The 15019-nt window shown below is 57.1% G+C and carries 13 protein-coding genes and 1 pseudogene; 4 read left to right on the top strand and 10 right to left on the bottom strand.

Annotated features, from left to right (window positions below):
• A partial coding sequence (locus tag EN906_RS06775; RefSeq protein ID WP_164777115.1) for a prolyl oligopeptidase family serine peptidase occupies nt 1-1258 on the top strand: 1258 nt, incomplete at its 5' end.
• A gap of 76 nt (nt 1259-1334) precedes the next feature.
• The gene (locus EN906_RS06770; RefSeq protein WP_024505687.1) at nt 1335-2033 is read left to right on the top strand and encodes an OmpW family protein; all 699 of its coding nucleotides are present in this window, start codon (nt 1335-1337) and stop codon (nt 2031-2033) included.
• A gap of 738 nt (nt 2034-2771) precedes the next feature.
• Here EN906_RS06770 and EN906_RS06765 read toward each other — a convergent pair.
• Complete coding sequence (locus EN906_RS06765) at nt 2772-2990, bottom strand: helix-turn-helix transcriptional regulator (RefSeq protein WP_126105025.1); 219 nt, start codon at nt 2988-2990, stop codon at nt 2772-2774.
• A gap of 110 nt (nt 2991-3100) precedes the next feature.
• Between EN906_RS06765 and EN906_RS06760 the strand changes: the two genes are divergently transcribed.
• Nucleotides 3101-3367 carry a DUF2285 domain-containing protein gene (locus EN906_RS06760; protein WP_127266640.1) on the top strand — a complete coding sequence of 89 codons (267 nt, stop codon included), beginning with the start codon at nt 3101-3103 and terminating at the stop codon, nt 3365-3367.
• Between the two features lie 433 nt (nt 3368-3800).
• On the opposite strand, the gene EN906_RS06755 is transcribed toward EN906_RS06760, so the two are convergent.
• On the bottom strand, nt 3801-4034 hold the full coding sequence (locus EN906_RS06755; RefSeq protein WP_126097360.1) for a helix-turn-helix transcriptional regulator: 234 nt from the start codon (nt 4032-4034) through the stop codon (nt 3801-3803).
• A 116-nt stretch (nt 4035-4150) separates the two neighbouring features.
• Here EN906_RS06755 and EN906_RS06750 point away from each other — a divergent pair, with 116 nt between their 5' ends.
• The gene (locus EN906_RS06750; protein ID WP_127266641.1) at nt 4151-4432 is read left to right on the top strand and encodes a DUF2285 domain-containing protein; all 282 of its coding nucleotides are present in this window, start codon (nt 4151-4153) and stop codon (nt 4430-4432) included.
• Between the two features lie 533 nt (nt 4433-4965).
• Here EN906_RS06750 and EN906_RS06745 read toward each other — a convergent pair.
• The 8 genes and pseudogenes from EN906_RS06745 to EN906_RS06715 form a co-directional block, all read right to left on the bottom strand.
• Nucleotides 4966-5703 (bottom strand): LuxR family transcriptional regulator, encoded by a 738-nt coding sequence (locus EN906_RS06745; RefSeq protein WP_127266649.1) that lies wholly within the window; start codon nt 5701-5703, stop codon nt 4966-4968.
• A gap of 834 nt (nt 5704-6537) precedes the next feature.
• A complete protein-coding gene (locus EN906_RS06740; RefSeq protein WP_063169303.1) occupies nt 6538-7944 on the bottom strand; it encodes an aminotransferase in 1407 nt (468 codons plus the stop codon).
• Between the two features lie 190 nt (nt 7945-8134).
• Nucleotides 8135-8556: pseudogene (locus EN906_RS38140) on the bottom strand (transposase); the annotation flags it as partial.
• A gap of 455 nt (nt 8557-9011) precedes the next feature.
• Nucleotides 9012-9518, bottom strand: coding sequence for a TIR domain-containing protein (locus tag EN906_RS06735; RefSeq protein WP_063169304.1), 507 nt, complete (start codon nt 9516-9518; stop codon nt 9012-9014).
• Between the two features lie 9 nt (nt 9519-9527).
• Nucleotides 9528-10388: a DUF4231 domain-containing protein gene (locus tag EN906_RS06730; protein WP_127266642.1), complete on the bottom strand. Its 861-nt coding sequence runs from the start codon at nt 10386-10388 to the stop codon at nt 9528-9530.
• 1402 nt (nt 10389-11790) lie between these two features.
• Complete coding sequence (locus EN906_RS06725; RefSeq protein WP_127266643.1) at nt 11791-12288, bottom strand: Lrp/AsnC family transcriptional regulator; 498 nt, start codon at nt 12286-12288, stop codon at nt 11791-11793.
• 498 nt (nt 12289-12786) lie between these two features.
• Nucleotides 12787-14310: a fumarate hydratase gene (locus tag EN906_RS06720; protein ID WP_127266644.1), complete on the bottom strand. Its 1524-nt coding sequence runs from the start codon at nt 14308-14310 to the stop codon at nt 12787-12789.
• 27 nt (nt 14311-14337) lie between these two features.
• A partial coding sequence (locus EN906_RS06715; protein WP_127375109.1) for an aldehyde dehydrogenase family protein occupies nt 14338-15019 on the bottom strand: 682 nt, incomplete at its 5' end.

Raw genomic sequence — 15019 nt, 5'->3', positions numbered from 1 at the left:
GCCGGTGGGAGGCACCACCCATCCCGCCGACGCGCTGATCGTCATCTCGCTTTCCTCTTTCCTCGCTGGCGGACGCCGTTTTGAGACCCTGTTTCAACCAGGGGAAAGGCGCTCCATGCAGTCATTCTTCTGGAATGACGGGAAGCTCATTATCTCTTACCTCGTCAATCTCGCACCGCGTTTCGAGATGTTCACTCCCGGCCACCAGGAATGGACGCGCCGAGTCCTGAACACCCTGCCCGCCGAAGGTACTGTCGACGTCTGGTCATTCGATGCGGCAGTTCACGAGACCAATGGAGAGGTCCTGATCTGTGCTCAGGATCCGATCACGCCGCCGCAGCTCTTGCTGTTCGATCTGAATGCCGCGCCGTCTCTCAGCGCTTCAGCAATCCTGAAGCGCAGCCCGGAGAATTTCGATGCATCCGGACTGGTGGTCACGCGCCACGAGGCAGTCTCTATCGATCATGAGCTGATCCCCTATACGCAGGTTGGTCCGGCGAACGGGAACGGAGATGCTCCGATTCACCTTTCCGCTTATGGCGGGTTCGGCGTATCACTCCTGCCCTACTACAACTCCCCGCTGGGCAAGCTGTGGCTCGAGCGCGGCGGCACGTGTGTCGAGGCGAACATCCGCGGCGGCGGCGAGTTCGGCACCCGCTGGCACGAAGCCGGGCGCAGGGAGGGCAAGCGTCTCGCCCATGACGATTTCGCCGCCGTTGCCGCCGACCTCGTGCGAAGGGGCATCACCCTGCCGAGGCGGATTGCCGCCGAGGGTGGCTCAAATGGCGGCCTGCTGATCGCAAACATGCTGACCCGCTATCCTGAGCATTTCGGGGCTCTGTTCTGCACAGCACCGCTTATCGACATGCGTCGCTACACCAAGCTCTTGGCGGGCGCGAGCTGGATCGACGAATATGGCGATCCGGACAAGGTTCACGATTGGGCTTTCCTGAAGGAAATCTCCGCCTATCACGCCGCAGCGCCGGGACAGCCCTATCCGCCTATCCTGATCGCCACCACGAAACGCGACGACCGCGTCCATCCGGGCCATGCGCGCAAGATGGCCGCAAAACTGCAGGCTCTTGGCTATCCCGCTTACTTCTACGAGGCCAGCGCAGGCGGGCACGGCTGCGGCGAGGACAATCGGGAGCAAGCCGCATTCATCAGTCTAGGCACCAATTTTCTCCGCAGCGCAATCGGCTTCAACGATCACCTTCCGGAGACGGCGGAACGCGTTGCACGCAAGTGGGGCATTTGAGGTCCATCAACAATTCATTCGAGCAGGAGACGAAATAGTGCAGTGCATCCTTTCTGAACATCAAGGAGTGAATCTCATGGCGAGAACGCGAATGGGCGTAGCGCGGGCAACAGCAGCGGCGGTGGCCCTGATCATGGTGGGACAGCAGGCCGTCGCCGCGGAGCCTGCGCAAGCAGAGACCGTCCTGGCGGAGACGGGAGCCTCGGTCACCGAAGCGCCAATCCCTTGGCAGGTCCGCCTGCGGGCGTTGGGCGTCGTTACGAAAGATCTGGGCTACGTTGATACGCTTCCCGGCTCCGGTCTTTCGTATTCGGACACGGTGACGCCGGAACTCGATATCTCGTATTTCTTCACCGACAACATCGCCGCCGAACTCATACTCGGTACCACTTATGCCAACATCGCGGGCCAAGGGACGATCGGAGGATTGGGCAACATCGGCAAAGTTTGGCTGCTGCCGCCGACGCTCACGTTGCAGTACCATTTTACCGATCTCGGCGCGTTCAAGCCTTATGTCGGCGCCGGCGTGAACTACACGATCTTCTACAACCAGGACACTGGCAGCGCTGATGCTCTCAAGGTGAAGAACACGTTCGGCACGGCGCTGCAGGTCGGATTCGACTACATGGTGGACCAGCACTGGGGCCTCAACTTCGACGTGAAGAAGCTTTTCCTGAAGCCGGACTTCGACGTCACGGTGGCCGGCGCGAAGCTGACGGGGAAGGCGGAGCTCGATCCCTGGCTGATAGGCGCAGGTGTCACCTACCGCTTTTGAATATCAGAGTGAAGTCTGCTTCCCGACTGCCGGTTTAAATGAAGGGCGCCTCGCGCGCCCTTTTTTACGGTCGACACTGCAGGGCGAGACCTCATGAAGCCGATTGTCGAGAGGGCGGGGCTCTCTTCCGGCGGACCAAGAAGGTGAACTGGCCAGCTGGCCCCGCGCCTGAGATGGAGTGCTCAGAAGCGCTTTGAATCGGGACGGGCTTTGGTATTGTGGGTGGAATGCTTCAGCCAGACTATTTGCCAGCATCGTCTCCCGGACGTCATGTCTGAGCTTCGTGTCAGCGCAAGGCGAACACGCGGCTCCTAGATGCCGACACGATGGCTGGTTCAGCCATACTGCGACAGTTGCCGGTTTTTTCGGTTCCTTTGCTGTTCGCGCGCTAACCGCAACGCTCCATACTAGTCTCGCGTGCCTGTCCCCGTGGGGCGGGCAACAGAAAGCGATTAGGCCCGCTGAAAGAGGCGGACTGCATCCGAAGGACCGTAAACAAGAGAAGGACCTGAAGCGAGAGCGAAGGTTGCGGCAGGCCGCGGCGGGCCTAAAAGGGAATGCCGACCACCCCACGTCCCAGGAAAGCTGACAAAAACGCAGCGTCCGACTGTCCAATAGGGTGCGCCCGCGCGAGGGCGAGCTAAATGGCAGGGGCTGCCGGGGGACCTAAGAAAAGCGTGGGTTCACAAGCACCCGGCGCGCGCCATCAGGCCGCCAGCTACTTGGAGGGCGGGTGCATCAGCCCTGTTTGTCGGGCCGAACCAGATCCATGTGGCTGACGCCGAGGGCCAATGCCAGTTCATAGATCGTGATAATTGTCGGATTTCTTCGGCCTTTCTCCAAGCCGCTGATGTACTGCTGACTGAACCCGGAAATCTCCGCAAGCTGCTCCTGCGTCAGGCGCTTCCTTTGCCTGATCCTCTGCACATTTCGTCCGACCAACTTGCGCATATCCATGCACGCAAGCCAGCGGATCAGGCGGCTTGAGTTTATCAACTATAATATGTAATCCACATTTTAGCAGGCACAGGGCTTCGCGGGTCCATTGGCCGGAGATAGAATTAGCGATGTTGCAGCCCAGATCGAACACGCCGTTCGCCGACGAGGTCCCCTGGTCGGACCGCATTACAGCCTACGACAAGGACCACTTTACAACCTATATGAGGCTCCTGGACGCCTCGGCAGACAACGCCACTGAAGAGGAAATGGCCAAAGTGATCCTCGGCATTGATCCGGCACGCGAACCTGAGCGCGCACGCAACGTTCTTCGCAGTCATCTCGACCGTGCAAACTGGGTGGTGACGGGCGGCTACAAGGATTTGTTCGCCAGTTGACGAAATGGGCGGTGCGGTCGCTTCGCTTCAAGCAACGAAGTCGCGTAACACCATGCATCGACGTATCACCACAGCGCGGATGGCCCAGCGCTTCGCTGTCTCATCATTTTGTCCTCCGCTCGCCAATGGCTGCTTCCCAGGAATGGGTGCGTCGGCGAATCATGACAGGAACGGGTCCGTCTGAGCCGCACCGCATCCGAAGGGCCGGATGGACAACCTACTGAAAGCTCACAGCTGGCTAAGGGTTGCGGGACGCCGCGGCGGGCCTAGAAGGATGCGGCGCCACCTGCTGGGAAAGGCACAAATAGAGCGAATTGCGAGAGTCTAACGACGCGCTAGGAGGCGCAGCGGAATGGTCGAGACGCCAGAGCCAAGAAAAGCGGGGCTCGACCCACCGGCACACGGCACGCGCGGTGATGGGCGCGGGCGCCCACTACGTGCGCAGGCTCAACAGAATCTCACACGGATCAGCATCGAGGGCCGCAGTTACGTCGAGAAACTCAATGATATCGAGACGCCGCTCGCCACCCTCATATTTCGCCACGAAAGATTGCGGACGACCAAGCTTCTCAGCCACCTGCGCCTGCGTCAGCCCTTTGACATTGCGCAGTGAGATCAACTGGGCCAGAAACCGCTGGTGGCGGGGAGATCGAAGAGATTTGGGCATTTAGGTGAACCGGTCAGGTAGAGACCGGCTCAGCGACTAATCCCCGTTTCGGATTATCCCATTTTGGGATATTCTGCCTTGGATCCAGCGATCAACATGCGAGGTTCGCGGCAGACATGAATCGATCAACGGGAACAGATAGGACTCAAAGCTCAACACTGCTCGACGAAGTCCCTTGGTCTGACCGTCTTACCGCCTACGACAGGGTGCACTTTACCATCTATATGAGGCTCCTGGACGCCTCAGCCGATGAGGCGCCCGAAGAGGAAATGGCCCAACTGATCCTCGGCATTGATCCGGCACTTGAACCGGAGCGCGCCAGGAAGGCGCTTCGTAGTCATCTCGACCGTGCGAACTGGATGGTGACGAGCGGCTACAAGGAATTGTTCGCCAGCTGACAAATTCGCAGTGCTCGGTCATAGAAGCAGGCAGTTCCTGTGCCATTGGTCAGGCTGATCGGGGCCTGCACCACAGACGCGCCGGCAAAATGGACCCGGTGGCGAGCACAATTCAGTTCCCAGGAATCGGGTTTTGGCAATTGTCCGAGCGTCTGACGTGATAGAAGGTTCCGCTCTGTCTGGATGGGTATTAGCCCGGAGCAGCACTCCATATCGTACCGGCGCTCGACGAAGGGTCCACCTCTTCGCTTTCAAGCCGCATAACCGATAGCCATCGCCCTAAGTCAAGGGTTAGAGATTACCGGCAGGCAGGTATGCAAGCGGGCCATCCTCGGAAACTATATAACCGCACGACTAGCTCGTCAGCGACGAAACACCCGCTCGAGCACCCATAGACTATGATCACCGGCGCGGACTGGAAGAATACGGCTGCATCGCCCGAGCCGGCGGAACAGAAGATCTCGGCATCCAGTCAACGCTCGATACAAAGCGCGCGATCGAATGGCCCGAGCACAAGGGGATCAAAAAGCTTCTCAGAGAATTGAGGACCCTTCGGACCCCAAAAGGGCTATAGCCTGATTTTGGGTTCGCACGCCTAGCTTCTTCTTGGCATTGTCCAAATGAAAAGCGATCGTGCGTGGCTTGATACCCAAGATGCGGCCGGTCACCCAGGCTGAATTACCCCGCGCTGCCCACCTCAGGCACTCATATTCGCGGGATGTCAGCGAAATCCCGTCCACTGTTCGATCGCTCGGCAATTTGCGGCGAACGCAACGATGAAAGCAGGCCGCCATCAGTTGAAGAGCTTGTTCGTACCGCTCAGCGACCCGAAGAAATACTGGACGAGGCTCATCGGCGGCAAAAGTAACCGCAGCGGTGCGGCCGCGGAGATCGACAATTGGGATCGTCAAACCGCAGCAGATGCTGAATTGAGCCGCCTCATCGAATAGCTGCTGTTGAGCCGGCGACATTTTATCGCCTCCCAAATTCGATCCCCAGTGAAACGGGCAGCCGCCATTTCGAGCACGCAAGACCACAGGATCGAGTTTCTCATACTGATTTTCCAGATACTGTCTGGTCCAGCGGGTTGGATAGTTCGAAATTAACCTCGGTTTGCCGGAAGGCCGTGCTGGCAAGGAGAGGTAGGCAAAGAAGATTAGGTCAAGTCGTCCGGCCGCCTCAGCCATGGCATCCCGGAAATCTGCCTCATCCATACTCTGTGACAGTCTTTCAAGGAATGTCTCGAAAACAAGTGGCATGTCCCTCGTCATCGTCGCGCTCGATTCTTCCTCTTTCTGCACGCCTTCCGGCTGCGTCGTGTATGTCCGACAAACGCGATTGAATTCGCGGGCGTCGCTGGGCTGACCGGGCTCCAGAATGCTGCCATGCATTAAGTCATGACCGCCCCTGCACCGACCAAATCAGGAGAAATCATCCTGCGCTGACCAAAAGCCATCATTGACCCCAGCTTTTGCAGGAATTTGGGTCGGCATTAGCATAACAATTCGGATAGCCGCTCATCCCCCACCCGGGGCGCCGTGATCCGCAAAGAAGTGTTGCGATGCTTTCTTTTCTTTGATAGGCAAATCGTCTCAACAATATTAAAATGCCTTTCCTTGTGAACGGGGTGGTGTGTAAGTATCGTCCTTTTATATACCTGATGTGATAAAATACACCGCAATTATTATTCTGTTCTTTGTGATGTGAAGGAAGATAACCTTCGGCATTGCCGCACTTTGGAACCGACGACCGTGGCCCGCTGCAATGATGTAAAGGGCACGTCTAAGCTCAATCTGCATCGGAACGTGCAGATGACCTTTACCAGACCCTCGATTCCGCACGGGCCATAATGATACTGATTACGTGGGTCAAAAAGGGCGCCCTGCCGGCGGGGAGGTACACCCGCAGGGCGCGCCGCACAGAGGTCCTGGTCGTTGGGCAACAGGACAGCGGCGGCAGAACTGATTCGGTTACAAATCGTGACTGAAATAGCCCGGAGCATGCTCAAGATCAGATATCTGGAATTCAACAGTTTTGGGTCTGCTCGGCGCAGTAGCGCGCAGGGACATGCCTGCCTCCGGACTCGCTCCTTCGCGATCGCAAAATCATACGGCACCCTCCGCCTTCAGCGCGCGATAGGTGGTATCGACCGACTTTACCGTCGCGTCGACAATGATGTCGATCTCTTTTCGGGTAATGATCAGGGGGGGTGCATAACCGAGGATGTCGCCATGCGGCATGGCCCGTCCGATGACACCATTCTCAAACAGAGCAGCTGCAGTGCGCACCCCGACCTGAAGGTCGGGTTCGAATGGTATCCTTTGTTTTGGGTCCCGCATCATCTCTACGGCCGACAGGATACCCACTCCGCGAACTTCACCAACGATGGGATGTCCCGCCAGCTCGGCCTTCATCCGGTCTTGCCAATACGGTCCAACATCGCGGACATGCTCCAAAATATTTTTTTCTTTAAGCAGTCGAATATTGGCGAGCGCGGCTGCGGCACAAAGCGTGTGCCCCGAATATGTCCAGCCGTGGCCGAGTGCGCCGTGCTTCTCAGTTCCTTGTTCCAAAACCGACCAGACACGGTCGCCAATGATTGACCCGGAGATGGGGAGGTAGGCGGAACTCAAACCCTTTGCGATGGTCACGAAATCCGGACGCATGTTATACAGGTGGGAACCGAACTTCTCGCCGGTTCGCGCGAAGCCGCAGACCACTTCATCCGCGATTAGAAGGATATCGTATTTGTCGAGCACCGCTTGAATGGACGTCCAGTACCCTTTGGGGGGCGGCACAATACCTCCTGTCCCAAGTACCGGCTCTCCGATAAAAGCTGCAACCGTTTCCGGTCCTTCGGCCAGGATCAAGGCTTCAAGCTCATCGGCACAGCGCCGGGAGAACGCTTCCTCGCTCTCCTCGACACGCGCCTGGCGGTAATAGTGCGGCGTGGTTGTATGGCGCACCAAATCCAGAGGCAGGTCGAAGAAATTGTGAAAGAAGGGAAGGCCAGTTAGGCTACCCGTGACCAATCCAGACCCGTGATAGCCGCGATTTCGCGAGATGATCTTTTTCTTTTCGGGCCGGCCAAGAATGTTATTATAGTACCAGACCAGCTTGATGTTGGTTTCGTTGGCATCGGAACCGGAGAGGCCGAAATAGACCCTTCGCATGTTCTGACCGAAATACTCGACCACGGCCTCTGCCAACAGGGCGACCGGCTCCGTACCTTGGCTGGCATAGACGTGTGCGAACGGCAATTCGTGTGCTTGCCTGGCAATGGCCTCGGCGATCTCCGTGCATCCATATCCCATGTTGACGCAGTAGAGTCCTCCGAAACCGTCGAGGCTTCTTCGGCCTTCGGTGTCCCAGATATAGACGCCTTCCGCACCGGCCATAATCCTATTTGGCGTTTCGCCTCGGCTGTGCTTGGCCAAATGCGTAGAAGGATGGAAGACGAAGCTTCTATCCTTCTCCCGGAGTTGCTCGGTTCCCAGATTGCTCAAGCGCATGTCCCTCTCCTCGCGATAAATTGGCGGAGGGCACTCGGCCAGCCACCTGTTTAGCAAATAGCATACCGGAAACGTCCCTTGAGTTTCTCGGGAATGCAGGTTATTCGCCGTGGAATTCGCGGGATCGGCCCGAATTGCCGTGAAAACTAAGGCGTCACCTTCGCCTTAGCCGAGGGTCGGGGGCGCGTCCTGCAAACACGAACAGCTTACGACGCGCATGCGCCCAGCATAGTGCCCGATTAGCGGGCGATATTGACGGATGAATAGCGCTCGGGACGCTGTTCCCGCCGGCCGCGCGAGGCACGATAGAGCGCCGGCGGCCATGTTCCGCCGAACTGCCGGTCATCCCTTACATTCTGACGGTCCGGATCGGTCTTGCCCTTCCCAAGGGTGGTAATGCAGGTGATCAGGGGCAAAGCACATTCGCCTCGATCAGCAGGCAGCGGGTTCCGTGCCGCGGCACAGGCTCCAACCTGGTTGGCCAGCGCTGAGAGGCTGAGGTCGTGCCCTCGCGCATATTGATCGCTTTGGCGGTGCGGCGGCTGGTGCTCGGCAGACTTCTCCAAGGAGCATAGCCAGAAGGTTCGGCCCGGCAAAGACGCGCGGCGAGAGCTCCTTGCCATCGACATCTTGATTCGCAGCCGACCAGCGCCGCCAAGTTCTATCGTCAGCGTGTTGCCTTTCTTGCGATCGCAAATTCGTGGTTTGCTGCGCAGGGCGAGCCGAGCTGCGGCTCGCAGAAGGCGGCAGCATGCCTCCATCAATGCTGGCCGCTCGTGCAGTCTCGAAACGCTGGATCAAGCCTCAAACGTCGAACAGCCGCTCCTTTTCCTCGCGAAACCAGCGCCCTCGCGCGACGTGATCTTGTCTGACGATCCGACGCTTCGAGCGGGGCTCCTCTAATAGGTTGCACATGACCTGCAGCTTTCAGCCAAACTCAGCAAATCGGACGTCTCTTCTTATCATCGCTCGGCAAGCTCGGAACACGTTGGCGGACGTTGCTAAGGCTAGTCGCCGCCAGCGGATGGCGAGGATGTTTGGGCGGCTAAGTGCTTTTAGGTGGGCGATTATAAGCCGAGATCGCGATAGGTGCTTTCGCCATAGCTCCTGGCGCCATCGCCACGCTGAGCGTTTGAAAGCCGATGAAATTCGCTCGGCCAATTGGCTAGCGCGTGCTTGATGGCCTTCATCTTGAACGGCACGTGCACAACACATTTGTCCCTGATGATAGGCGGACAGCTCACATCTTGTTGCCGCGAGCCGTTAAGGTTTGCTGCGATTATCGGCAGACCTAGATCAAGAGCCAATTCCATTTCCCAGCGCACGAAGCGAAAAAGGTTTTTCGTCTTCTCACCGATCAGGACAAGTACCTGGCTCGATCCATTCATTCTGTTGCGAAGATTGCGTTTAACATAATCTTCGTCCTGTGCTCGGCTCGTCATATTGTCCAGATCGTGAGCGTTCGCGAATTCAAAACTCACATTCTCGCTGGCGTTCCACCCTTTCATAAAGCGGTATGCCCAAGCGTCTTCATCGCCGTCAAATATTACATAGGTCGGATCGCTGTATGCCATTGTTGTCTCTTAGTTGTTTTGACGAGCAACCCACTGGGTGTGCTCCCGTGAGAAAGCCAGTTCGGCTTCGTTCACCGCGGCGGAGAATGCCTCATCCGAGTTGGCGTCCGTAATAAGGTCGGCAGTCAAGCCGATCTCGTGAGCTGTCAACGTGTAAGCCGATGCCAATTCGTTAAATTTCTTGATCTGGGTCCACCCGATAAGCGAGGCGGCGATGACAATTAGCGGCTCGGTCGGCCAGCCTGGCATCGCGGGGTCAGCGATGCGTACTACGATGAACGAGAATCCCAGAGCGTATGCAAAAATACCGAGGCCCATCCAGACTTTCGCGGACCTCTTGTTCGAGCGCGCCTTCTTCTCGTACCACTTCCGTTGGTCGCAGATTCGTCTCTGCAGATACAGGTCTTTTCTTTCTTTTAGCGGGGAGTCCCTTATCGACATCATCTGGTCGGTTGTTTGGGGGGATGCTGAATCGGTGCCGCTCAACGCGCTACCAAGGTGACGATTGCTATCAAGGATACCTTCTATGAGCTTTCGAAAATCAGCTCTGGCGTCAGCGGCGCGCGCGTCATCGAACGGCTGTGCTCGCATCGCGAAGCGCCAAGTCAATGTCTTCACCGACTCTGCCAGAGCTCGAGCCTGATACCAGACCTGCTCGGGCTTTGTGACCGACCGGAAAATGAGGACTCCCATTGAGCAAAGAAATACCGCAGCATAGACACCGAAATAGGCTTTTGATGGCGACAAGTCCAAAGAGAGCACCGACGCTAAAAAAAGAAGAACGTACTCTGCCCGGATCAGGCGCAGAAACGTCGCCTGCTGCTCGTTGGATGCCACGTCGGCGCTATTATAGAGTCCAGGATATTTCATTTTTGAAGCACACCAGTCTATTTTGTGGCGGTAAATTCTTTAAGCCAGGATTTGGCGAACGTGAGGTTAGCAGTCGAGCTTACAGAGCCTATTCTTGGGCGAGGCGCGGTCCCTCTGTTCATAAACAGGAATGCAGGTCCTGTCCCATCAATGTAAGGGTATAGGCCCAAAAATTCTTGCCCGGAGAATGTTTCCGAAGAATTTTTTGCCACGGGCAGAACCGCTACCGCGGTCCGAAACCCATCGAAAAAGCCAAGCTCCCAAGGCATCCATCTGCATCCTGGAGAATTGTTTGAATGCACATAGATTAGCGTCTTTGACTGCCTCATACGGGTCCGCAGCAACTCGGCGGTGGCCGAGGAGACTTTTGTGCGGTCCAGTTGTGAATCTTCGACCCAATCTACGTAAGCAGTGAACCCAAGCTCCTCGAAAATTCGCTTCACACCGAGAACGATCTCTGCGTCCTTGAAAGAATGTGACAGAAAAACGTCGAATGACGATCTGGCTGTAGCTGCGGCCGTCTCTTCCTTTAGAACGATCGATGCGGCTCTATGCCCTCGACTGGCATTCGCAACTCTTTTCAGCTCTGCCTCGGTCAGTAGCACTATTCAAATCCCCCCATGATCTGTTCGCAATCTATGAACTTGACGCCCATTCGATTAAGCGACCCTTGTCTTGTGAAAACTGGCACCATGCTCTCCAGCCGGTAGCGCAACCTCCACCTTCTCAAAGACCACGTCGGGTGGCAGGAGTGACCGGCCTTGTCACCCACCTACGCGACCCCGGCACAGCCATGCTCTTCGCTTAGAAGGCTGCGGAGACCAGCAATGTCAAACAGGACAGACGATCTCCTAATCTCGATCAGCAACGAACTTAGGACGTAAAAACGCGATGGAGCGATCTCCGAATGTCCGCAGGCGTCGAGGGCCGGGTTGGTCGCCAAGGCCGAGCGGGCCAGCTTGCACTCCCGCTACCCGTCGGCTTGCCAAACCCTCGCTGTAGATTCGCCCCCTACACGGATGCGCTGACCGCGACTAAGCTCAATCGCCACTGATCGCCAATCCAGGGCGAAAGTTCCCCCCTTGAAGTAGCGGTAGAGGCATTTTTCGGCACTTCGCATCTTAGATATGGACGCCTCCTCAACCAGGCACGATCCGGTTTGGCTTCTCGCCGTAACCGTGCTGGCCAAGTGCGTCCGATGGCTGCTTCGATCCGTCTCCTGGAATGATCGGTTCCAGATTGCTCAAGCGCATCGTACTTCCTCGCCATCATAGCGCTCGGCCACGTTTTTCCAGCAATTACTATACCGCAAATGTCCCTTGAGTTTCGTCGGAATGGGCGCCTTTTGCCGACGAATCTACGGGATCCGTGCCAAACACCGTTGAAACTTAAACTTTCGGTTTCACCGTTGCCTCAGGGCGGACAAAGGTATCGGTGAATTGGACTTCACTGGTTTCGTGACGACAAGGCTATAGTATTGATCAATCCCCAAGCCTGCCTGCAGCAGTCCCTCCATGAAATCCTGATAGGCGGCCATAGAACGAGATGCGACCCGCATCAGATAATCCACGCGCCCCCCAATTGCCCAGCAGTCCAGGATTTCCGGAATCTCTTGGATTGCAGTTTCGAAGAGTCGTTGGTCCTCAAGACGATGACGATCCAGCACGACCTCCACCATCACAAAGATCATGCCGCCGATGAGGGCAGGACTCAGTCGCGCATAAAATCCCTCAATAATCCCTGCGGCCTTGAGTGCTCGGAGCCGCTCCGAACAGGCGGACGCCGAAAGATGAACTCGTTTTGCAAGCTCACTTTTTGAAATCCGACCGTCTGCCTGAACTTCGGAGAGAATCCGGACGTCCCAACTGTCGAGTTGCACGGGATCGGGTTTCGACTTCATAACCTATGCTCTCAAGCAGCGATCGACATCGCGTTGTGTGCCGATCAATTCTATCATCAATTGAAACGAGCGAATGTAGCAGTGGAAGGCATCCGTTCCAGGCCCGAGATGTGCCAGAATGGGTACGAAAATCAGCTGAGGGAGAGCGATCAGCTGAGAAAAGCTGCAGAAGTAGTTTGGCTATCGCCCCGACGCCTAACGGGGCAATGATGCAGCTGGAGAGGATAGCCGGCCGCGGCGGAGACCTCCTGATAAATAGATAACCCATTTACTGAACTCCGCTGCCGTACTTGATAGACGCCGCGACGTCATTCGAGCCTCGATCGCGTGTACGGCATATTCAATGCAGTATTCACTGGCACATTCAGCTATTGGAGTGAATTGAAGGCCTTGCTCGTCCGGCCCGCCGAGGCGCATGGCACCGCAAATGCCGCTCGTCTTACGGCTTGCCCGACAATTTGGCGCGGGAGTCTGGCCGAAATCGCCCAACGGAAAGACTCAAACGCCGATGTTGCGTGCGATGCTGTCGGCCGCCATACGCTTACGCCACTCAAGAGGCCCGGAATTGTGAATGGAGTTTCCCTCAACATCGACGGCCATGATAACAGGCATGTCCTGCACATCGAATTCATAGATGGCTTCCATGCCCAGGTCTTCAAAGGCAACGATCCGCGCCGCCTTAATCGATTTTGAGATCAGGTACGCAGCGCCACCCACTGCAGCAAGGTATGGCGTTTTGTGTCTTACAATCGAGGCGATGGCCGCCGGTCCCCTCTCCGCTTTGCCCACCATCGCGAAAAGGCCGGTTTCGGCGAGCACCTTGTCCGTAAAATCGTCCAAGCGGCTGGAGGTTGTTGGACCGGCGGGTCCAACGATCTCATTTCTCGCTGCCCGGACGGGACCGACGTAGTAGATCACGCGTCCCCGCAGATCGACTGGAAGCGGCTTGCCGGCATCGATCAGTTCGACCATTCGTTTGTGGGCAGCGTCACGGCCCGTCAGCATCTTTCCAGACAGCAGGAGCGTTTCACCGCAGCGCCACGATGCCGTCTCTTCCTTCGTCAGCGTATCTAAATTGACCCGCCGGACGCCGGCTGGGTTCAATTCGTCGGCTCCGATGTCGGGCCATTCGCGCAAATCGGGCGGCTGGAGGCTGATGGGTCCAGAGCCGTCCAAAGTAAACTTCAGGTGCCGGTTGGCGGCGCATTGCGGGATGAGCGCCACAGGCTTGGACGCTGCATGAGTAGGATAGGTCGCAACCTTGACGTCAACGACTGTCGTCAGACCACCAAGGCCTTGGGCGCCGATACCAAGCGCGTTGATCCGCTCATAAAGCTCAATCCGCAGCCCCTCCTCTGCGCTTGACGCCCCCCTTGCGATCAGTTCCGCCATATCGATGGGCTCGTTCATGGCCTCCTTGGCCAGCAGCATCGCCTTTTCAGCGCTACCACCGATGCCGACAGAGATCAGTCCAGGTGGACACCACCCGCTGCCAAGGGTCGAAACGGTATTGACCACCCAGTCGGCAACGGAGGCGGTGGGATTGAGGGTGGTAAAACGTGCCTTGTTCTCCGACCCGCCGCCTTTCGCGGCGATGGTGATCTCAATCTGGTTACCTTGCACCAGGTCGACATGGACAACTGCCGGCGTGTTGTCTCGGGTGTTGACCCGTCTAGCGAGGGGATCCGCAACGATCGATGCCCGAAGGGGATTGTCCGGATCGAGATAGGCTTGACGTACGCCCTCATTCACAAGATCAGCGAAACTGGCCGTTGACTTAATGCGGGCATCCATGCCGACCTTTGCGAAGACAACCACAAGTCCGGTGTCCTGACAAATCGGGCGCCGCCCAAAGGCCGCCATGCGGGAGTTCAGCAGAATCTGACCTATGGCATTCTTCGCCGACGGGCTCTGTTCTCGCGTGTATGCGTGAGAAAGAGACCGGATATAATCTGGAGGATGATAGTACGAGATGTACTGAAGGGCGTCGGCGACGCTCCTTGTGATGTCGCTACCGGCCATGGTCCGTGTTCTGTTTCCCACCGGATTTTATCCAATTGAACCGAGGCCATTGACCATTTTCAGAATCTGGAAGCTTCGCACCCCCTGCTCGCCGCCTTCATATCCATAGCCGCTTTGCTTGACTCCTCCATAAGGGGCATCAGCGGAAACCCCTTTCAGGTAATTCACACTAACAGCGCCCGCAGAAAGACCGCCCACAAGCCTCTGTTGCGTATCGGCCGCGCCAGTAAACAAGTAGGCGGCCAGACCGTACTCCGTGGCGTTGGCTTCATCGATCGCCTCTTCGATCGTATCGAAAGGAGCCACGGTGAGAATTGGTCCGAACGGCTCTTCATGAAGCACTCTCGCTTCCTTCGGTACGCCAGTCAGGATGGTTGGCGGCCAGTAAAACCCCGGTCGGTCAAGGGGGGTGCCACCGGTCTCGATTTGGGCGCCGCCCTCTACCGCATCTTTGGTCAGGCGTTGCATGGCCTCGATTCGCCGCGCGTTTGCCATGGGACCCATCTGCGTTGCAGGGTCATCCGGTGGACCGATCCTGATTTTTCGGACCGCCTGCGTCATCCGGAACAGGAATTCCTCATAGCGGGATCGGGCGACAAGAATCCTGCTGGGCGCATTGCAACTCTGGCCCGCGCACTCGAATTTGTATTCCGAAATAGCCGGTATCGCCGTTGCCAGGTCGGCATCTTCGCACACAATAACCGGGGAA

Source organism: Mesorhizobium sp. M7A.F.Ca.CA.004.06.1.1 (assembly GCF_003999135.1).
Classification (GTDB): domain Bacteria; phylum Pseudomonadota; class Alphaproteobacteria; order Rhizobiales; family Rhizobiaceae; genus Mesorhizobium.
Note: the sequence above shows the minus strand (reverse complement) of the source record. Positions and strands in the feature narration are given on the sequence as shown.

Excerpts from the sequence above, each read along its gene's own strand:
- EN906_RS06750 (WP_127266641.1), top strand. The coding sequence starts at position 4,151 with ATGAATCGATCAACGGGAACAGATAGGACTCAAAGCTCAACACTGCTC.
- EN906_RS06770 (WP_024505687.1), top strand. The coding sequence starts at position 1,335 with ATGGCGAGAACGCGAATGGGCGTAGCGCGGGCAACAGCAGCGGCGGTG.
- EN906_RS06765 (WP_126105025.1), bottom strand. The coding sequence starts at position 2,990 with ATGGATATGCGCAAGTTGGTCGGACGAAATGTGCAGAGGATCAGGCAA.
- EN906_RS06760 (WP_127266640.1), top strand. The coding sequence starts at position 3,101 with ATGTTGCAGCCCAGATCGAACACGCCGTTCGCCGACGAGGTCCCCTGG.
- EN906_RS06730 (WP_127266642.1), bottom strand. The coding sequence starts at position 10,388 with ATGAAATATCCTGGACTCTATAATAGCGCCGACGTGGCATCCAACGAG.
- EN906_RS06745 (WP_127266649.1), bottom strand. The coding sequence starts at position 5,703 with ATGACGAGGGACATGCCACTTGTTTTCGAGACATTCCTTGAAAGACTG.
- EN906_RS06725 (WP_127266643.1), bottom strand. The coding sequence starts at position 12,288 with ATGAAGTCGAAACCCGATCCCGTGCAACTCGACAGTTGGGACGTCCGG.
- EN906_RS06740 (WP_063169303.1), bottom strand. The coding sequence starts at position 7,944 with ATGCGCTTGAGCAATCTGGGAACCGAGCAACTCCGGGAGAAGGATAGA.
- EN906_RS06735 (WP_063169304.1), bottom strand. The coding sequence starts at position 9,518 with ATGGCATACAGCGATCCGACCTATGTAATATTTGACGGCGATGAAGAC.
- EN906_RS06720 (WP_127266644.1), bottom strand. The coding sequence starts at position 14,310 with ATGGCCGGTAGCGACATCACAAGGAGCGTCGCCGACGCCCTTCAGTAC.
- EN906_RS06755 (WP_126097360.1), bottom strand. The coding sequence starts at position 4,034 with ATGCCCAAATCTCTTCGATCTCCCCGCCACCAGCGGTTTCTGGCCCAG.